The sequence below is a fragment of the Aquitalea denitrificans genome (assembly GCF_009856625.1).
Lineage (GTDB): Bacteria > Pseudomonadota > Gammaproteobacteria > Burkholderiales > Chromobacteriaceae > Aquitalea > Aquitalea denitrificans.
This window is the reverse complement of sequence record NZ_CP047241.1, coordinates 3056421-3075965: the sequence shown is the minus strand read 5'-3', so window position 1 is coordinate 3075965 and position 19545 is coordinate 3056421. Positions and strand designations below refer to the sequence as shown.

The window sequence follows — 19545 nt, the reverse complement described above, 5'->3', positions numbered from 1 at the left end:
GTGCGATACGGAGAAAACAATGCTGTTTGTGCGTGAAGAAATGGATTTTGATCTGGTACTGCAGGCGCTGCAGACCGGTCCCGGGTTGATGCAATTGCTGCTTGGCGTTTTCAGCTTGCTGCTGGGGGTTTTTGCTGCCCGTAGCACCTTCCAGGGCTATTTCCGGCATCATCCCGAGCGCTATGAACGCTTCGTCCCTTACGCGGCCTTCCGGTTGGTGTTGCCTGGTGTGGCGCTGGGCTGCATGCTGTTGAGTATTCTGGGCTGGAACTGGCTGACTCACAGCCGTCCGCACCTGCTGCCACTGTTTACCGCCATGCTGTTCTGGCTGGGGGTGATCCGCCTGTTTACCGCGGTGATGCGCCAGGCGCTGCCGCAAGGCAAATTCGAACGCAATTCGGAACACTTCATTGCCAGTGTGCTGTGGCTGGGCTTTGTCAGCTGGGCCATCGGCTTTGATGATGTGATGCTGGACTGGCTGCAGTCGGTATCCTTCAGTGTGGGTAAAACCCATCTGGACTTGCTCACCATCCTCAACGCCATGCTGTGGGTGTCCATCATCGTGGTGGTGGCTTTGTGGGTCAGCCGTGTGCTGGAAGCCCGTGTGATGGGTCTCAAGCACATGGACCTGTCCTTGCGCATCGTGTTTGCCAAGATGGCGCGTACCTTGTTGATTGTGGTGGCGGTGCTCATCGCCCTGCCAGTGGTGGGGATAGACCTCACCGTGCTGTCAGTATTTGGTGGCGCGCTGGGTGTGGGGCTGGGTTTCGGTCTGCAGAAGATTGCCAGCAACTATGTGTCCGGCTTCATCATCTTGCTGGACCGCTCCATCCGCATTGGCGACCGCCTGATGGTGGACAACCGCGTTGGCTACGTCACGCGCATTACCTCGCGCTACGTGGTGCTCAAGAGCGCCGATGGCTCGGAAGCACTGGTGCCGAATGACGCGCTGATTTCCAATACCGTGATCAACCAGTCCTACTCGGACAAGGCAATGTGGATCAGTCTACCTATCCAGGTGGATTACGGTACCGATCTTGACCAGGCGCTGGCGGTATTGCGTGAGTCTGCCGTAAACCCGCGGGTACAGGCCGACCCGGCACCAGCCGCCTTTGTCACTGCCTTTGCCGATAGCGGCATTAATCTGGAACTGGGCATCTGGGTCAAGGACCCGGAAAACGGTTTCATGGGCTTGCGTTCGGAAATCTACCTGGCCATCTGGCGTCGTTTCAAGGAACTGGGAATCGAAATTCCTTATCCGCAGCGGGATGTGCGGATTGTCAGCGATGTGGCCGTGGCGCTGCCCGGCAAGGGAGAACAGGCATGAGCGGCAAAAAACTGGCCATCGTGGATGATGATGCTGCCGTCAGGCAGGCGCTGATCTGGCTGCTGGATGGCCAGGGTTATCAGGTGAGCGGTTTCGAGAGCGCCGAGGAGTTTCTGGCCACCGGCCCGGACATCAGCTTCAACGGCTTGATTGTCGACCTGCGCATGTCCGGCATGTCCGGCATCATGCTGCTGGAGCGACTGGCTGATCTGGCCTATTGCCCGCCGGCCATCATGCTTACGGCACATGGCGATGTGCCGCATGCAGTGGCCGCCATCAAGCTGGGCGCGCTGGATTTCATGGAAAAGCCCTTCGATGACGAAGTGCTGCTGGCGCGTGTGGAGAAAATGCTGCGGCAGGACGAAGCCAACCGTGCCAGCCATGCCCGCCGCCAGCGCGTGGGTGGACTGCTGGCACAGCTCACCGAGCGCGAGAAGGAAGTGATGCAACTGATTTTGCTGGGCAAGCTCAACAAGCAGATTGCAGAAGATCTCTCCATCAGCATGAAAACGGTGGAAGTCCACCGCTCGCGCGTATTCGAGAAAATGGGCGTCAAATCAGCGGTGGAGCTGGCAGGCCTGCTGGCCGCCAGTCAAGCTGATAATGGCGGGGGCCGCAACGATGGGCACTAAGCAACCGGTGTCGGTGCTGGTGGTGATCCACACCATGGATGGCCAGGTCTTGCTGATCGAACGGGCGGACAAGCCAGGCTACTGGCAATCAGTCACCGGCAGCCGTGAAGGCAGCGAAAGCCTGCTGGATACCGCCCGGCGCGAACTGTTGGAAGAAACTGCGCTGGATGCCCACCAGCACGTGCTGAGCGACTGGCAGCTGCATAACCGCTACGAAATCTACCCGCACTGGCGTCATCGCTATCCTGCCGGGGTCACGCATAACGACGAGTACGTGTTTGGTCTGCAACTGGCGCAGCCGCAAAGCGTGCAACTGGCTCCGGGCGAGCACACCGCCCAGCAATGGCTGCCGTGGCAGCAGGCGGCCGAGCTGGTGTTTTCCCCTTCCAATGCCACCGCCATTCGCATGCTGCCCAGCCGGCTTGGCCTGGTATAAGCCTCAAGGGTGCAGCAGGTAGCCGCAGAGTGCCGCGACTGCCATCACCCGAATGATGCCCAGCTTGTAACGCAACAAGGCCACCGCAGTGGCCAGTGCAATCAGCAGTGCCGTCCAGTCCGGACCCGCCTGCCAGCCATGCGGCCACAGCGCCTGCCAGCCAAAAAACAGCGCCAGATTGGCAATCACTCCGACTACCGCCGCCGTGATGGCGCTTAGCGGTGCCGTGAGCGCCTGACTGCCGTGGCTGCGTTCGATCAGCGGCCCTCCGGCCAGGATGAACAGGAAGGATGGCAGGAAGGTAAACCAGGTCACCAGCGTGGCAGCCAGGCTGCCGGCCAGCCCGGGTGGCAGGTTACCCACATGCTGGTAGCCGCCGACGAAACCGACAAACGCCACCACCATGATCAGCGGACCCGGCGTGGTTTCACCCAGCGCCAGGCCATCCATCATCTGCCCGGCGCTCAGCCAGCCGTAATGCGCCACCGCACCCTGATACACATAGGGCAGTACCGCATAGGCACCGCCAAAGGTCAGCAAGGCTGCCTTGGTAAAAAACCAGCTCATCTGAGTGAAGGGATGCTGCCAGCCCAACTGGCTGTAAAGCAGCAGCATGGGGGCGAACCACAGCAGGCAGCCGGCCAGTAGCACCCGCAATAGCCCGCTGCGGCTGAAACGGGCATGGGCCGGTGTTGGGGTGTCATCGTCGATCAGCGCCGGGCCGAAATGCACTCCCGGTTTGCCATGATTGTCTTTGGTCATGGTAAATAACGCCGGCCAGCGGCGGTTGGCCAGCCAGCCGGCCAGCGCGGCGGACAGAATGATCAGTGGAAAGGGCAGGTGAAGTAGTGACAGGCCCAGAAAAGCAGCCAGCGCCAGCAGCCATAGTGCGCGGTTTTTCAGTGCCCGCTGGCCAATGCGCAAGGCTGCCTGCAGCACGATGGCAACAATGGCCGGTTTTAGCCCATAAAACAGTCCTACCAGCAAGGGCAGGTGGCCAAAGGCCAGATAAATCCACGACAGGCCGATCAGGATGAGCAGTGAAGGCAGCACAAACAGGCTGCCGGCGATGACTCCTCCCGCACTGCGGTGCATCAGCCAGCCGATATAGGTGGCCAGCTGCTGTGCTTCCGGCCCCGGCAGCAGCATGCAGTAGTTGAGCGCATGCAGAAAGCGCCGTTCGGAAATCCAGCGCCGTTTTTCCACCAGCTCCTGATGCAGGATGGCAATCTGTCCGGCCGGGCCGCCAAAACTGATGAAACCCAGCTTCAGCCAGAAGGAAAAAGCCTGGCGCAGGCTGACGGGGGGTGGCGGCTGATGTTCTGGGGCTTGGCTCATGTGGATCCCGGCTGGTCGTAGAGAGGCTGACTGGATTGTCAGCACTTTAACTGGCAATGACAAACTTCGTCACAAAACAGGCAAGGACAGTAAGCCGACAGTGCCGTTACAATCCGTTTTTCTCTTTATGTAACCTAACTGTCATGTCTGCACTGGAAAGCATCAATCAGGCCTGTTTCCTGCTCGTCAACGCAACGCCGGCCTCTTCGGCATTGATGATCAAGCTGGCCATCTTTTTTGCCAAATACCTGATCCTGCTGATTCCGGCCATGCTGCTGCTGATGTGGGTATGGGGTGATGCATCCCAGCGCGAGCGCGCGCTCAAGGTGTTGAGCAGCGTTGCCCTTGCCTTGCTGTTTAACCTGCTGATCGGTGCCTTGTGGGATCACCCGCGTCCCTTCGCCATCGGCCTGGGTTATCGCTTTATCGATCATGTGGCAGACCCGTCCTTTCCCAGTGATCACGCAACCATTTTTGCCACCACCGCCTTTGCCTTCTGGCTGGCTGGCAAGTCGGGGCTGGGGCAGCTGCTGCTGGGGCTGACCGTACTGGTGGGGCTGTCGCGTATTTATCTGGGCGTACATTGGCCGCTGGACATTCTGGGTGGCATATTGTTGTCGCTGCCCTATAGTTGGCTGCTGCACAAGGCTTGGCCCTTGTTTGGTTCGCGCCTGTTTACCGTGCTCAATCACAGCTACCGTTGCCTGCTGGCCAAGCCGATTGCACGTGGCTGGCTCAAGGCTTGAGTAGCGGTTTGCACCGTATGAAAAAACGAGGCATAGGCCTCGTTTTTTCATGGTTGCTGGCCGGTCAGTTCAGGCCGTCAGCTGCCGCCAGCCCTGCACCATCATTATCAGCGCAATCACCATCATCAGCAGGCTGGACAGATAGGGCAGGCGTCGTGCCACGCCATCCAGCCAGCCCATTTTCTGTCCCAGCTTCTGGGCTCCCCAGGCAGCAATCACCCCGACGCTGACCAGCGAAATTGCCAGCCCCAGGCTGAAGGACGCCACCATGGTGATCCCCAGTGCCACCCGCTTGAGCTGCAGGCACAGCAGCAGGATGGTGACCGAGGCCGGGCAGGGCATCAGGCCACCGGTCAGGCCAAACAGGGCAATCTGGCCGGTGCTGACCGGCTGGCCGGCAAAGCGGCGGGCAATTTCATCAGCATGGGCTTTTTCGTGGGCATCCTGATAGCCCGATTCCGGTTGACTTTGCCGTGACAACTGGCGGCCTGTCGTGATTGCCGGTCGCATGGCCGCAGCCCTGCTGCCCTGCTGGCGGTAGCGCTGTGCGGCGGGAGCACCGATACGGACGGCAAAACGGTGACTGTGATCGCCATGCTGCATGTCCAGCGTGACATCAAACCGGTGTGGTTCCGCCGTTGTGCTGGCTGATTGCAGATAGTCGCCCTGCTGTTGCAGTACATGAGTTTCTTCACTGCCATCATCGCGCCACAGCTGCAATACATAGCGCACATCGGCAGCAGGCCGCTGTGGCCGCATGTGCGGGGTGTAGCAGTAAAGGCGGAAGTGCGCGGGTGCGCTGGTGTCCAGCAGTAACTCCACCACGCCATGTCCGGTATTGATGACCTTGCCGCCATGCGGTGCCTGTTGCCAGGCGCGGGCTGCCAGATTATCCAGCCGTGTGCGCCAGAGCATCCAGCCGGCAATGCCTAGCACGATCAGGCCGGAGAGCAGCAGCAACCATGGCTCGGCCTGCTCCACCAGCAGCTGGTTGCCAAAGTGCAGGGCAGCAGCAGCCAGCAGCCAGACCACCAGCGAATGCGACAGCGCCGCGCACAGGCCCAGCAGCACGGCCTGGGCGATGCTGCCGCGGATGGCGATGATGAAGGATGCCATCAGGGTTTTGGAATGCCCGGGTTCCAGCCCGTGCAAGGCCCCCAGGATGATGGCGCTGGGAATGAACAGCCACAGGTTGCTGGAACCTTGCTGTATCAGTTGTAAAAGAGGTGGCATGATGTCGGATTCACAATGAACATTGCCTGGCAATATACTCCACCCCAGTATATTTTGAGAAAGAAATTGCAGCATGGGACATACCGTCAAAGGAAAAAAGCCATTACTGGCACGGGTAAGACGCATCAAAGGGCAGGCCGCTGCCATTGAGCGCGCGCTGGAGGAGGGGGAGGAGTGCATGGCAGTGCTGCAGCAGATTGCCGCCATCCGCGGTGCCGTCAACGGGCTGATGGCCGAAGTGCTGGAAGGGCATCTGCGCGAACACCTGCTGCTGGATGGTGCCGCCGCACCAGAGCTGGACCCGGCGCGACAGCAGGAGGTAGATCAGGTAATGCGTATCGTGCGTTCCTATCTCAAGTAAGGGGTATTTGCTTCTACGCCACCTGCTTTGCACTGCTGCCGCTCACCTGGAAGCGGCCCGCCAGTTCACCCAGCATGCTGATGGTGTGGCGGGTATGATCCACGCAGTCAGACAGGCTTTGTTGTGCTACATGCATGGTGGCTGCCACCGTGCCGATTTCCGCCGTGGCACTGGCGTGTTCCAGCCCGCTGTGTGTTAGCTGGTTGATGGTGTCCAGCAGGCTGCGCACGATGTGTTGCACCTCGATGTTTTCTCCAGCAGATGCTTCTGCCAGCTGCAAACCCTGTTCCAGATGGCTCATGCCACTTTGCATGGACTCCACCGCCTCCGCTGCCTGATGCTGTACGCGCTGTATCATGCGATCGATTTCCAGCGTGGACTGGCTGGTACGTTCAGCCAACTTGCGTACTTCGTCCGCTACTACGGCGAAGCCACGACCGCTCTCCCCGGCACGGGCAGCTTCAATGGCGGCATTCAGCGCCAGCAGATTGGTCTGCTTGGCAATTTCCTGAATCAAGCTCAGCACCTGTTCGATCTCGCGGGTGCTATCACTGAGCTGGGCGATGGTCTGGGCAGAACGTCCCACGGTTTCGCGAATGCCCAACGTGCTCTGGTTTACCGTATCCAGCTGCTGGCGTGCCAACTGGCGCTGTTGCTGCATGGCCTGCTCCATGCCGCTGGCGTTGTGGTTGGCTTGATCCAGCACCTGCTGTTGCTGACCCAGGCCGTCCCGGGTACGGTCCGCGGTACTTAGTACTTGGCTGGCTGCCGTTACCGTGGCGGCATTGTGCTCGGCCATGTCGCGGTTGCGCTGCTGCAGCGACTGGCTTAGCCGTACCAGCTGCCCCAGCGTGCGGTCGAACTGGTCGATCAGACTGTTAACCCACTGCGCCATCACGCCGGTTTCATCTGCCGTCAGCTGGTTGCGCTCTACGCGCAGGGTGAGGTTGCCGTCACCTTCGGCAATATTGCGTACCATGCCGCTGATGCCGCGCAGGCGTTGCGCCAGTGGCCGGGTGAAGCCCTGGCGGTACAGCAGCGCACCAGCCAGCAATAGCAGGATGCCGATCAGCAGCTGCACTACCGGGCTGGGTGCCAGCAGGCTTTGTGCCGCATAGCCCAGGGTCAGCAGCCCGGCCTGAACGCCGACAAAGCCCTTCATCAGTTGCTGGCTGACCGAGCGGTAACGGTAAACCTCGGCTAGGTCGGCCTCGCACATGATGCCCCACACGTCTGGCGAGCCTGGCAACTGGAAGCGTATACCCTTGCCGATCACGGGGATATGGCGGTAGTCGGCATAGCCCGGATAGGTGACAAACAGGTTTTCACCGTGGCGGATGGTTTCGCGTACACCAGGGTGCAAATTGCCGGTGGCCGGGTCGTTGAAGATCAGCTCCAGCTCGGTATGCTGCTGTACACGCACCACGCCGTAGGTTGTCTTGATCCCATCTTTCAGGTTGTCGCCGCCGCTGAAGGTGCGGTCCTCGAAGCGTGAGCGGGACAGAGCAGTGCCTGGCGCAATGGCTGAGTCAAAGCGCGACTGCACCATGAACAGATAGTTATCACCGGACTCATGAAAGATATGTCCGGCCTCGCGCTGGATCAGGTCGCCAAGCACATCGTTGGGCAGGCGTGCACACAGGCAGGCATCAAGCTGCCCGGGCAGACGCACAGGCAACATGAACAGCAGGGTGACTGCATCATGAAAAGTCGAACTGCGCGGCCCCAGTTGCAAGGTGCGGGCATCGCGATACGGGCCAAGCAGAAAGCGCTGCTTGCATCCATGGTCCAGTGCGGTGGCATACGGCCCTGGCAGATCCTGAAACAGGCCATGGCTACCCGCCAGCAGCTGCTTGTCCTGCTGCAGAATGAACAGTTCGGTAAAGTCGCTCAAGGCATCCAGCTGGCGCGCCAGTTCGCCCTGCAATTGCGGGCTGTCGCAGGCTGACAGTCGCAGCGCTATGCCTTCAAGTTGCTGCCATTGCTGCTCTGCCCACTGTTGCAGGATCTGTACCCGCAGCCGGGCAAAATTGTCAAAAACGCTTTCCAGTGCCTGATAGCGATCCTGGTTGTAAAAACAGGCCAGCCGCATTGCCAGTTTTCCGCTGCTGCCTGTCCAGGGCAGCCAGCGTTTTTCTTCCGGGCTCAAGGCCATGCGATGACTGGTCAGATTCATTACAGCTCTCCTGCGGCAATTGAAAGGCAGTGGCAAGTATGTGCCGGTGTCGTATCTAGCAGATTGCATGCCTGATTTCGCCATCATTTAACAGAAAATAATTGCAAATGCGGCTATTTGTAAGCAATTGCATACAATGTTCTTTATGCAGTGCGTATTTGTGGTGCAAAAATTCCATGCTGGTGCATGACTGCGTATGATTGGTGCAAGTCGATCCTTGCTTGTCGCGCGTCAAAATCTGACATTTTTTGAATAATTGACTGGCGCGATACCCCCTGCTTGCGCTATGGATATCCCATGAAGCCGCTGAATATCACTACCTACAACATCCATAAGGGAATGTCTCCGCTAAACCGGCATTTGCGGGTCAACGAGATTGCCCATGCGCTGGAAGCCCTTGCGCCTGATCTGCTGTTCCTGCAGGAGGTGCAAGGCAAGAACCTGCTGCGTTCCTTGCGGCACGAGGGCTGGCCCATTCTGCCGCAACATCACTATCTGGCGCGGCGGCTGGATCACAAGGTGGTGTATGGCCTGAATGCCGCTTATGAGCATGGCCATCATGGCAATGCGGTACTGTCGCGTTATCCCATCATCGAATGGTGCAACCGCGATATTTCGGTCAACCGTTTTGAAAGCCGGGGGGTATTGCACTGCATGATGCTGCCCAAGGGCTGGAGCCAGCCGGTAGCTGCTTTATGTGCGCATCTGAATCTGCTGGCGCGCGACCGGCGCAAGCAGTATGCCAATCTGGTGCACTACATCCGCGAGGCAATTGCGCCGGATGTACCCATCATCCTGGCCGGTGATTTCAATGACTGGCAGGGCGAGGCCTCCGACTGTCTGAGCGAGGCCGGATTGCAGGAGGTCTTCCTGCAGCATCGTGGCCGGCACGTGCCGAGTTTCCCTGCCCGCCTGCCGGTATTGCCGCTGGACCGTATCTATGTGCGTGGTCTGCGTGTGGTCAGTGCCGAGGTATTGCATGGCCGACCTTGGTCGCGTCTGTCCGACCATTTGCCGCTGACGGCAGCGCTGCTGCCGGCATAGCCGGTTGGGGGGAGGGGGTCTGTTCGATATGAAACATCAGTATTTGTCGATTGATAAAACCATGCCGAAATCCTGACTATTCAAGGTTAAACTTGCCGTTTTTCTGCATTTTTTGCTTGTTACTGGCAGGATTGCTGCACTTGGCTTGACGTAATACGAAAATTGATGTTCAATATCACAAATTAATCGCCGATTTGACACAGCTTGCGGGCGTAAAACAGCTAAAGCGTGGGTAAGCAGACCCCGGATTGATTCAGTATCTGCTTATATAATCTTTACCGCATTTCAAAGATTCCATGCACACAGCCCGCCGCAACCATTGGCGGGCTTTGTGCGTTCTGGAGTATTTGAATGATTCATCTGCAAAATATCGGCAAGCGTTTTCGCCGCCCTGATGGTGGCTGGTTTGATGCTGTCTGCGATACCTCGCTGTCTATTGCCCCGGGCGAAGTGTTTGGCCTGATCGGTTTTTCCGGTGCAGGCAAATCCACCCTGCTGCGTCTGATCAATCTGCTGGAGCGTCCCGACAGCGGTGCTGTCATTGTGGCCGGTCAGGACCTGACCGCCATGGACGCACGTGCATTACGCCGTGCCCGCCAGCAACTAGGCATGGTATTCCAGCAGTTCAACCTGATGGCCAACCGTACCGTGGCCGACAATATCGCCTTTCCACTGGAAATCGCCGGCTGGTCCAAGGCGGATATTGCCAGCCGCGTGATCGAATGTCTGGACGTTGTCGGCCTGGCCGACCGTGCCGGGCACTATCCGGCCCAGTTATCCGGCGGACAGAAACAGCGCGTGGGTATAGCCCGGGCGCTGGCACCGCGTCCCAAGGTAATCCTGGCTGATGAGCCGACATCTGCGCTGGACCCCAAAACCACCCAGTCCATTCTGGACTGTCTGCAGGATATCAACCGGCGCTTTGGTGTCACCGTGGTCATCGTTACCCATGAAATGCACGTGGTGCGTTCCATCTGCCATCGTGCTGCCGTGCTGGATGCCGGCAAGGTGGTGGAGGTGGTGGAGGTGAGTGCGGGTGTGGTGGATGCCCGTTCCGATCTGGCCCGTTCCCTGCTGGAGGCTGCGTAATGGAAGAACTGACTTTTGCCACGGCACTGGCCGACCTGTCTGGCATGGCTCCTGAAATCTGGCAGGCCTGCCGCGAAACCGCGCTGATGCTGGCGGTGGGGCTGGCCGCAGCCATTGTGCTGGGTGGCCCGCTGGGTATCTTGCTTTACCTGTCGCAGCCGGGGCAGTTGTTTGCCAACCGCCTGATCAACGGCGTGCTGGGCTGGACGGTCAATCTGGTACGCTCCTTCCCCTTCATCATCCTGATGGTGTCGCTGGTGCCGTTTACCCGTCTGCTGGTGGGCAGCACCATCGGCCCGGTCGCCGCTGCCGTCCCGCTGTCGATTGCCGCGATTCCCTATTTTGCCCGGCTGGTGGAGCAGACGCTGCGTGAGATCCCGCGTGGTGTGGTGGAGGCCGCCGAGGCGATGGGTGCCAGCCCCTGGCAGATCATCTGCAAGGTGCTGCTCAATGAAGCGCGCGCCGGGCTGATTTCCAGCCTCACCATTCTCACCATCAGCTTTCTGAGCTATTCCGCTGTGGCTGGTGTGGTGGGCGGTGGCGGCATTGGTGATCTGGCCATCCGTTATGGTTATTACCGTTTCCAGACCGACGTGATGGTAGCCATGGTACTGCTGCTGGTAGTGATCGTGCAGATCATCCAGTTTGTCGGTAACCGACTGGCGGCACGTCTGGACAAGCGTTAAACCCGATACCCAGACCGGGCGGCACTGTCAGCCCGGCATCGCCGGCCAGATTGCGATGCATGCAGCATGTGGCCGGTCTTCCCTTACCTGATATTGCAAGGAGTTTTCATGCGTAGATACGTTATCAAGGCGCTGGCCGCCTCGTTGCTGTCGCTGGCGGTTGCCAGCCCGGTTCTGGCTGCAGATCCGGCCAAGAAGGAAATCGTGATCGGCACCACCGTGGGTGACTTTGGCGACATGGTCAAGCAGTCGGTCAAACCTATCCTGGAAAAGCAGGGTTATGCGGTCAAGCTGGTGGAGTTCACCGATTATGTCCGTCCCAATCTGGCACTGCAGGAGGGTGCGCTGGATGTGAACGTGTTCCAGCACAAGCCCTATCTGGACAGTTTCGCCAAGGAACACAAGCTGAATCTGAAAGAAGTGTTTCAAGTGCCGACAGCCCCCTTGGGCATTTATCCGGGCAAGCTGAAGTCGCTGAAGGAGGTCAAGGATGGCAGCACCATTTCGGCACCTAACGATCCGTCCAACTTTGCCCGTGCTCTGGTGATGTTAAGCGATCTGGGCTGGGTCAAGCTGAAGCCGGGCGTGAATCCGCTGACTGCATCCGAGCGTGACATCGCTGTCAATGTGAAGAAGCTGAAGATTGTCCAGCTGGAAGCGGCCCAGCTGCCGCGTTCGCGCAGTGACGTGGATTTTGCTGTGATCAATGGCAACTATGCCACCAGTTCCGGCATCAAGCTGACTGAAGCCATTTTCCAGGAAAAGAGCTATGCCTACATCAACTGGGGTGTGGTGCGTGCTGCCGATGCGGGTAAGCCGTGGGCGCGTGACGTGATTGCCGCTTACAACAGCAAGGCTTTCAGCGACTGGGCGAAAAAGAAATACGCGGGCTACAAATTCCCGCAAGGCTGGAAGTAAAGCAGCTGAGGTTTTCATGCCGGCCCGCCAGCGTGGGCCGTGCACTGTTTTCTTGTAACACTCCTGGCTACAAGACTTGAGCGGAGGGCAATGCCCTCCGTCTTTTTTTGTCTGCAAGCAGGTGCGTAGGAGTCATTCGCACACGGTAAACGGAGCCGGGCTATCCACACAGCATGCCTTGGCAGGTCGTTGGCCACTGTGAAACACCGCTTCGATGAAATTGCCGTCCGGATCACGCAGCAGGGGAGTGGATTTCAGGCGTGGGCCGCTGGCATCCTGACCGGCCAGTTGGCCACCAGCGGCAAGGCCGGCCTGAAAAAGACGCTGTGGCAAATCCGGATCGCCAGTCTGGAAAGCCAGATGGACATGACTATGCTGCCCGCTCGTCGCTGTAGAGACAAACAGTTCGTCGGCCCAGAAGTAGTCCGGGCCTTCGGCGGTCAGGTCTCGGCCCAGAACCTGCAATACAGCACGGTAAAACTGTTTGCTGGCGGCCAGATCGTGCACAAGCAGATGAACGTGGTCAAACAGTCGACCGTAGTGGTATTCCATGGGACATCTCCTCTGGCGAAGCACCCGGAAATACCGTTGTGGCTAGGTAGCAGGCAGCGGCAGGGCAGCTTCTTTATTGGACAGCTTTTTCCCCATCATACGCCGCTCTATTCACGCTGCCCATGCGTGCTGACAAGCGACTAGCGCGCCAGCCACTCCTCGACAAACTGCTGGCGGAAGCTGAGTAGTCGTGCCAGTCGTTCCGCTGCCATGGCTTTGCCGGCGGCGGTCTGCATCATGTCCGGTAGCTTTGCCAGTTTGACTTCGATATGGTCGAGCGCGTATTCGCGGTCATCCAGTTGCCGGTCCAGACCCAAGGGATTGTCCGGATGTGCCAGCTGCCGGCCCATGCGGCCGGAGGTGTAGAACATGCGGGCCAGGCCGATGCTGCCCAAGGCATCCATGCGGTCGGCATCCTGCACGATCTTGGCTTCGATGCTGCGTGGCGGGATGTTGGCGGAAAAACTGTGTGCTTCAATGGCATGGGCCACGGCTGCGATCCGCTCGGCAGGAAAGCTGTTTTCCGTCAGCAACTGGCTGGCCCTGGCTGCTGCCATGCGCGATGCCTGCTCGCGCTGGGGATGATTCTTGGGCAGGTTGACCAGGTCGTGCAGGTAGCAGGCGGCCAGCACTACCAGCGCATCGGCTTCGACATGCTGCAGCATGATGTGGCGGGCAGCGGCCCATACCCGGTGGAAATGCGTCAGGTCGTGAGCGCCGTCTTCGTCAGGAGCCTGCTGCTGCAACAGCGTAAGCAGTTGTTGTTGCCAGTGCTGCAGCAAGGCATTGCTTTGGGTATTCATGGCCGTATTCCTGTGGGTGGGGCAGGGATTACACCGCTGCGGCCCACCGGCGTCAACCATGTGGGCTGCAGGGGCTGGTCTGCATCTTCAGGCTGACTGCAGGCAGTGCTCGCGTGCGATGGCTGCTGCCAGGCGGGCGTTATTTAGCACCAGCTGGATATTGGATGCCAGACTGTTGCCACCAGTCAGCTCGCACACCCGTGCCAGCAGGAAGGGGGTGGATTCCTTGCCGCGGATGCCTTGATCGTCGGCCTCCTGTAGTGCCTGGCTGATGGCACTGTCTATCTTGTTAGCCGGCATGGCGTATTCCGCGGGAATGGGGTTGGCCACCACCATGCCTCCCTTCAGTTCCAGCGCCCACTTTGCCTGCATCGCGGCGGCGATGTCAGCCGGGTGGTCCAGGCGGTAGTCCACCTTGAATGCACTTTCTCGGGTGAAGAAGGCAGGCAGAGTGTTGGTCTGGAAACCTACTACCGGTACGCCATGGGTTTCCAGATATTCCAGCGTCAGACCCAGGTCCAGAATCGACTTGGCACCGGCACACACTACGGTGACTGCGGTCTGGGCCAGTTCTTGCAGATCCGCCGAGATGTCGAAGCTTGTTTCGGCACCGCGGTGTACGCCGCCGATGCCGCCGGTGGCAAACACACGGATGCCGGCCATGGCGGCGATGATCATGGTGGAGGCAACCGTGGTGGCACCGGTCTGGCGTGCGGCCACGATAAAAGGCAGGTCGCGACGGCTGACCTTGACCACTTCGCGGCCGCGTTTTCCCAGCAGTTCGATTTCATCGTGGCTCAGGCCGGCCTTGAGCCGACCGTCAATGATGGCGATGGTGGCAGGTACGGCACCATGGGCGCGCACCTCCGCTTCTACCTGCAGGGCGGTAGCAACGTTCTGCGGGTAGGGCATGCCATGCGAAATGATGGTGGATTCAAGTGCAACGACCGCTTGGCCAGTGGCCAGTGCGGCGGCGACTTCCGGGTGAATATCGAGATGGCTGTTTTGCTTCATGATTGCTCCGCGTATTGCAGGGTAGTGCACATGTGCTGGACCGCTGCCAGCGACAGTGTTGGATTGTTGGTGGCAGTGCAGCCCAGCGTCAGCGCTGCGCAGGCCTGGGCAAACCTAACGGTCTCGTCCAGTGCTTGCTGTTGCAGCCAGCCCCAGGCAAGGCCTGCCATCAGGGCGTCGCCAGCTCCAGTGGTGTTGATGATTTCCACTGCTGGAGCCGGACTCCAGCCCTGAGCCGCCGCGCTGCTGTAGTACACGCCGTCCCCGGCCAGGCTGAGGGCGACCTGTACTACGCCCTGCTGATGGAACCAGTTGGCAACGGCGGGGGCATGGCTGGCCTGATCCAGCGGCAGGCCTGACAGGGTGGCGGCTTCCAGCCGGTTGGGTTTCAGGGTGTGGATCTGCCCCAACCAGGGGCGGATGCGTTCGGCCTTGAAGGCCGATACCGTGTCGATGAAAACCGGGGTGTCGCCTGCCTCTGCAAACAGCCAGGCCAGCGCCTCTGCCGACAGGTTGGCATCGGCCATGATCAGCCCGGCGTGGCGTACCAGTTCGCGCTGCGGGGCGAGGCGGGCGGCGTCCAGTCGTGCCAGGATTTCCATGTCGTTGATGGCGATGGCCATATCGCCATCCGGACCATGCAGGGACAGGTAGGTGGAGGTGGCTGCATCCGGCAGCAGCAGCACCGGGCGCACATCTACCCCGGCGCGCTGGGTGGATTCCAGCAGGGCACGGCCATACAGATCATCCCCCACGGCACTGATCAGGCGGCAGTCCGCTCCCAGTCTGGCCAGATTCTCGGCAATATTGCGTGCCACGCCACCGGGTGAGCAACTGACACGTCCCGGATTGGAATCGCCCTGGCGCAGACTGTTGCTGGTACTGCCGCGGATATCCATATTGGCTCCCCCCAGCAGCACCACGTAAGGGGTATCGGCCAGAATGTAGCCCTTGCCCAGGATATGGCCTTTTTGCATCAGCTTCATGATGTGACCGGCCACGGCGGAGCGGCTGATGCTTAGCTGATCAGCCAGTTCTTGCTGGGGAATCAGCGGGTCCTGACGCAGTAGCTGCAGAATTTCCTGCTCGCGCTCAGTCATAAACAAGTGTCCGTATTGCAAACATTTGTTTATGTTAATGGTCGCCAAGCAGCAGGGTCAAGCCAGTCTGTCCTGTAACAGGCGTTTTGGCTTGCATTTGTTGCACGGGGATAATGAAACGGAGCTATAACTCCGGTACTGCTTACGCAGCGACTGGCGTAAGCAGCCTTTCACCGGGGAAGGTGAATAACCCGTTCGCAGGCTGGACGGGTTTCTTTTTTGCCGTTACCAATGACAAGGCCGCCAGAGTATGTCCGGCGGCCTGTTTGCTTTGCTGAGGCAGATTTACAGCCGGTACTGGCTAAGGGTGCTGATCTGCTGGCGGGCCAACGCGTCCAGATGCTGTGCGCTGCTGGCTGCTTCCTGGGCGGCGGACGAGGCTTCTTCCGTCATCTGGGCAATCTGCTCGACTTGTACCGCAATATTGTTGGTGGCCTTGCCCTGTTCCTTGATGGCATCAGATATTTCACTGACCATGTGCACGGTGTTGCCGGTGGCATCGCCGATCTGCTTGATGGCACCATCGGCGTGGTCGGCACGCTCAACCCCGTTGCGTACCAGTTCTTCAGCTGAATGCATCTGCTCGGTAGCCAGCCGAGAGCGATCACGCATGGCATTGATGGTGGATGAAATTTCCTGGGTGGAGCTGCTGGTGCGTTCGGCCAGTTTGCGTACCTCATCGGCCACCACGGCAAAACCGCGTCCCATTTCCCCTGCGCGTGCGGCCTCAATGGCAGCATTGAGCGCCAGCAGATTGGTCTGATCGGCAATATCCTTGATTACCCCTACCACGGTATCAACCTGGGCGCTATAGGTGTCCAGTTCGCGAATGCTGTTGGCGGCGCTGTCCACCGCGCTGGAAATGTCACGGATGTCGTTAATGGTCTGGCTGATGGTGGTGGAGCCCTGATGTGCAAGTGTGCCGGCACTGTGTGCCAGGTCGCGTGATTCTTCGGCACGGGTGGCAACATGGTTGACGCTGACCGTCATCTGCTCGATGGTGGCGGCCATATTGGCAGAGGAGGAGGACTGGGCATCCGCTGCTGCAGCCACCTGAGTAGCGGTTTGCGACAGGTTCTGCGAGGCAGATGCGACAGAGTGGGCTCCTTCCATGATGGATTTCAGGCTGTGCTGCAAGCCTTCCAGCAAGTTGTTGAAGGCCATGGCGGTCAGGCCGATTTCATCCTGCCGAACCACGGGCACACGCTGAGTGAAATCCAGCGACTGGTTAATGCTCTGCATGGTTTGCTGAATGGAGGACAAGCCGCCGCTGATTACACGGTACAGCACGCTGCCCATGTATAGCACCACCACCAGCACAATGCCGATCAGGCTGGCGCTTTGCAGCAGGGCTGCATTGTAGGCGGTCTTATTGGTTTCCAGTGTGTCATTGGCCAGTTTGAGGTTGTACTCGGTGTGGGCATTCAGTGCCTTGCGGAACTCGCTGCTGGTTGTGTTGAGCGGGCCATCACGCAGCATGGCATCGGCCAGGTCGTCCTTACCGCTGTTGGACATGGCGAAGTACTTGCCACGCTCAGCACGGTAGGCGGCCAGCTTGGCCTTGTCATCCTGCAGCAGCTGGCGGTCGTGATCGTCGGCGATCAGGTTTTTCTCGTAGTCATTGATCAGGTCGTCCAGCTTTTTGTCGGCTTCGCCGGACATGGCTTCGGCAGCAGCCTTTTCCCCGGTGGTATGCGATACCGAATGCCGGGTGACCGAGCCACGGATATCCATGAAGGCATAAACCATGCCGTTCAGGTCGCGGATGCTGGGGGCAAGGTTGGTGATGGTGTCTTCAAAGCGGTTGCTGGCCTGTTTCTGCTGGTAGGCTCCGAAGCCACCGACCAGAAGCAAGGCAAAAAGGGCAATGGCCAGGGTCAGGATGAGGCGTCTGATGATGGTCATGAGGGATATCCTTGCGAAGAAATCGTTTTATCGTTGTCTGTGCATGCTGGGGCATGGCAATCGCTACGTATGTATACGTATAGCATCGAATTATGACGATTACAGGGAATTCTTACATTCTTACTAAGGTTACTTTTTAATAAGTCAATAAAAATCAATGATTTAATTATTTTTTGAACAGGGGGTCACCAACGCGGTGGTGCTGTGTACTGACACGGTGCGGCCTGTTGTTGAAATGGGGCGGACAATAAAAAACGCAGCGATAATTGCGCTGCGTTTTCAGTTTGCTCTGGCCGATTGTTACTGCTCAAGTAGCTGCCAGCGACCCTGGCCGAGAATATGCAGTTGCTGCTGATGATATTGCAGCAGGCTGCTGCGGTGGCCCACGCTGACAATGGTGGTGGCGGGCAATTGCTGGCGCAGCAGCCGGTACATGGTGTCTTCCAGCCCTTCATCCAGCGCCGAGCTAGCTTCATCCAGAAAGGCAATATCCGGTTTGTTCAGCAGCAGGCGACCAAAAGCCAGGCGCTGCTGTTCGCCCAGTGACAGCGTCTGGCTCCAGTCGCGCTCCTCGTCCAGCCGTGCTTGCAGATGTCCCAGTTGTACGGCCTGTAGTACCGTTATTGCCTGTTGGCTATCCCCGGCGGGGGGCGTGGCTGGATAGTACAGCGCATCACGCAAGCTGCCGCCCGGCAGGTAAGGCTTTTGCGCCAGGAACATCAGCCCGTGCTCAGGACGGATGATGCGACCGCTGCTATAGGGCCATAGCCCGGCCAGGCTACGCAGCAAGGTGGTTTTGCCCGAGCCGGATGCGCCGCGGATCAGCAGCGCGCTGCCACTATGGATGTCCAGATCAACCTGCTCCAGTAGTTTGCGCCCGTCCGGAGCCTGCAGGCAGAAGTTTTCCAGTGCCAGCCGCTTGCCATCTGGCTGTATATCGGGCCGTGGCAGCGCCGCAGCCTCCTGCATGGAGTCGCAGTAGCCAGACAGACGGTTGAGCACGGCACGGTAGCCGGCAAAATCGTCGTAGGCATTGCGAAAGAAGGACAGATTGTCATGCAGCGTGCCAAAGGCACCGGAGGTTTGCATCAGATCGCCCAGGGTAATCTGCTTGGAGAAAAAGCGATGGGCCTGCACGATGAGCGGAAACACCACGGCGGTCTGGCTGACAATCAGGTTGAAGCCCTGGAATTTCAGCGACCGGAACACGATGCGCCAGTTGTTGTGGATGATCTGACCAAAGCGGCTGCGCAGCAGCATGCCTTCCACCTGTTCCCCGGCATAGAAGGCAATGCTTTCCGCGTATTCCAGCAGCCGCACCAGCAGGTAACGGTAGTTGGCGTTGTACTGCTCGTTGAGGAAGTTGAGCCGTACCAGCGGTCGGCCTATCTTTACTGCCAGCACGGTGGCAATCAGCACATACACAAATACGGCAAACACCATGGCGCGCGGTATTTCCACGCCCAGCAACTGCAAGGGGCCGGACAGGTTCCACAGGATCAGTGTGTAGGCCAGGGTGGAAACCAGGGCACTGACCACACCCATGGATAGTCCCAGCGAGCTGCTGACAAAGCTACTGACATCCTGCTGGATACGCTGGTCGGGGTTGTCGCTGTGTTGCGGCAAGTATTGCAGACGGTAGAAAGCGTCGTGCTGCAGCAGTTTTTGCAGTAATTGCTCGTTCAGCCAGGCGCGCCAGTGGATGGAAAAGCTCTGGTTGACGTAAAAGCTGAACAGGCTGCGCAGCACATGCAGGCTGGCCAGAATGCAGAAAATGCGGACAAAGCTCCAGAACAGGCTTTCATTGAGTTGCTGCAGCGAGGTATATAGCCCGTTGCTCCAGTTGGACAGCACCACATCCAGCCGCACGCCCGCCAGGGTGAGCAGCAGAATCAGCGCCAGGGCCAGCAAGGGTTTGCTGCTGCGTTGCAGGCTGAAGTAGCCACCGCTGAGCTGCCAGAACTGCCGGCCCCAGCTGGTGAGCCGGGTCAGGCTCCAGACGGCAAGGATAAACAGCAGGCAGGTGATGCCATAGGCTTTGGCAACCCAGACAATACTGGTGCCCAGTTCCTGATTCCAGTCCATGTTTTCCCTTTGACCTGATGATTGTTACCCGGCGGGATCAGTCCCGCTCTCGGTTCGGCCTGAATCATGTAAAGCTTACGGTGTGGATGGCGTAGAGCCA

18 protein-coding genes are annotated in these 19545 nt (G+C 59.0%); 9 read left to right on the top strand and 9 right to left on the bottom strand.

What is annotated here, in order from left to right:
• Window positions 1–19: 19 nt before the first annotated feature.
• Genes GSR16_RS13945 through nudB form a run of 3 tightly spaced genes read left to right on the top strand, consistent with a single transcriptional unit; the run spans window position 20 to window position 2395 of the window.
• Entirely contained in the window at window positions 20–1327 is a 1308-nt protein-coding gene (locus GSR16_RS13945) for a mechanosensitive ion channel family protein (RefSeq protein ID WP_159878380.1), read from the top strand.
• Window positions 1324–1959: a response regulator transcription factor gene (locus GSR16_RS13940; RefSeq protein ID WP_159878378.1), complete on the top strand. Its 636-nt coding sequence runs from the start codon at window positions 1324–1326 to the stop codon at window positions 1957–1959. The genes GSR16_RS13945 and GSR16_RS13940 overlap by 4 nt, the downstream gene beginning before the upstream one ends.
• On the top strand, window positions 1949–2395 hold the full coding sequence (gene nudB, locus GSR16_RS13935; protein WP_159878376.1) for a dihydroneopterin triphosphate diphosphatase: 447 nt from the start codon (window positions 1949–1951) through the stop codon (window positions 2393–2395). Before GSR16_RS13940 ends, nudB begins: the two co-directional genes overlap by 11 nt.
• A gap of 3 nt (window positions 2396–2398) precedes the next feature.
• Here nudB and chrA read toward each other — a convergent pair whose 3' ends face one another.
• Entirely contained in the window at window positions 2399–3733 is a 1335-nt protein-coding gene (chrA, locus tag GSR16_RS13930; RefSeq protein ID WP_159878374.1) for a chromate efflux transporter, read from the bottom strand.
• A gap of 143 nt (window positions 3734–3876) precedes the next feature.
• Here chrA and GSR16_RS13925 point away from each other — a divergent pair, with 143 nt between their 5' ends.
• Window positions 3877–4479, top strand: coding sequence for a phosphatase PAP2 family protein (locus GSR16_RS13925; RefSeq protein WP_159878372.1), 603 nt, complete (start codon window positions 3877–3879; stop codon window positions 4477–4479).
• A 69-nt stretch (window positions 4480–4548) separates the two neighbouring features.
• Here GSR16_RS13925 and GSR16_RS21350 read toward each other — a convergent pair whose 3' ends face one another.
• On the bottom strand, window positions 4549–5712 hold the full coding sequence (locus GSR16_RS21350) for a HoxN/HupN/NixA family nickel/cobalt transporter (RefSeq protein ID WP_159878370.1): 1164 nt from the start codon (window positions 5710–5712) through the stop codon (window positions 4549–4551).
• A 73-nt stretch (window positions 5713–5785) separates the two neighbouring features.
• Between GSR16_RS21350 and GSR16_RS13915 the strand changes: the two genes are divergently transcribed.
• Entirely contained in the window at window positions 5786–6073 is a 288-nt protein-coding gene (locus tag GSR16_RS13915) for a metal/formaldehyde-sensitive transcriptional repressor (RefSeq protein ID WP_159878368.1), read from the top strand.
• 13 nt (window positions 6074–6086) lie between these two features.
• On the opposite strand, the gene GSR16_RS13910 is transcribed toward GSR16_RS13915, so the two are convergent.
• On the bottom strand, window positions 6087–8249 hold the full coding sequence (locus GSR16_RS13910; RefSeq protein WP_240902491.1) for a methyl-accepting chemotaxis protein: 2163 nt from the start codon (window positions 8247–8249) through the stop codon (window positions 6087–6089).
• 297 nt (window positions 8250–8546) lie between these two features.
• Between GSR16_RS13910 and GSR16_RS13905 the strand changes: the two genes are divergently transcribed.
• The 4 genes from GSR16_RS13905 (at window position 8547) to GSR16_RS13890 (ending at window position 11986) form a co-directional block, all read left to right on the top strand.
• Entirely contained in the window at window positions 8547–9293 is a 747-nt protein-coding gene (locus GSR16_RS13905; RefSeq protein ID WP_159878358.1) for an endonuclease/exonuclease/phosphatase family protein, read from the top strand.
• A 351-nt stretch (window positions 9294–9644) separates the two neighbouring features.
• Window positions 9645–10382 carry a methionine ABC transporter ATP-binding protein gene (locus GSR16_RS13900; RefSeq protein WP_159878356.1) on the top strand — a complete coding sequence of 246 codons (738 nt, stop codon included), beginning with the start codon at window positions 9645–9647 and terminating at the stop codon, window positions 10380–10382.
• Window positions 10382–11068, top strand: a complete 687-nt coding sequence (locus GSR16_RS13895) for a methionine ABC transporter permease (protein WP_159878354.1) — start codon at window positions 10382–10384, stop codon at window positions 11066–11068. The genes GSR16_RS13900 and GSR16_RS13895 overlap by 1 nt, the downstream gene beginning before the upstream one ends.
• A 108-nt stretch (window positions 11069–11176) precedes the next feature.
• Window positions 11177–11986 (top strand): MetQ/NlpA family ABC transporter substrate-binding protein, encoded by an 810-nt coding sequence (locus GSR16_RS13890; RefSeq protein WP_159878352.1) that lies wholly within the window; start codon window positions 11177–11179, stop codon window positions 11984–11986.
• 132 nt (window positions 11987–12118) lie between these two features.
• Here GSR16_RS13890 and GSR16_RS13885 read toward each other — a convergent pair whose 3' ends face one another.
• The 6 genes from GSR16_RS13885 to GSR16_RS13860 form a co-directional block, all read right to left on the bottom strand.
• Complete coding sequence (locus GSR16_RS13885; RefSeq protein WP_159878350.1) at window positions 12119–12538, bottom strand: VOC family protein; 420 nt, start codon at window positions 12536–12538, stop codon at window positions 12119–12121.
• Window positions 12539–12678: 140 nt separating this feature from the next.
• Window positions 12679–13341: an HD domain-containing protein gene (locus GSR16_RS13880; protein WP_159878348.1), complete on the bottom strand. Its 663-nt coding sequence runs from the start codon at window positions 13339–13341 to the stop codon at window positions 12679–12681.
• A gap of 87 nt (window positions 13342–13428) precedes the next feature.
• Complete coding sequence (locus GSR16_RS13875) at window positions 13429–14355, bottom strand: pseudouridine-5'-phosphate glycosidase (RefSeq protein ID WP_159878346.1); 927 nt, start codon at window positions 14353–14355, stop codon at window positions 13429–13431.
• Window positions 14352–15455: a PfkB family carbohydrate kinase gene (locus GSR16_RS13870; RefSeq protein WP_159878344.1), complete on the bottom strand. Its 1104-nt coding sequence runs from the start codon at window positions 15453–15455 to the stop codon at window positions 14352–14354. The genes GSR16_RS13875 and GSR16_RS13870 overlap by 4 nt, the downstream gene beginning before the upstream one ends.
• 285 nt (window positions 15456–15740) lie before the next feature.
• Complete coding sequence (locus tag GSR16_RS13865; protein ID WP_159878342.1) at window positions 15741–17360, bottom strand: methyl-accepting chemotaxis protein; 1620 nt, start codon at window positions 17358–17360, stop codon at window positions 15741–15743.
• Window positions 17361–17660: 300 nt separating this feature from the next.
• Window positions 17661–19445: an ABC transporter ATP-binding protein/permease gene (locus GSR16_RS13860; protein WP_159878340.1), complete on the bottom strand. Its 1785-nt coding sequence runs from the start codon at window positions 19443–19445 to the stop codon at window positions 17661–17663.
• Window positions 19446–19545: the final 100 nt, after the last annotated feature.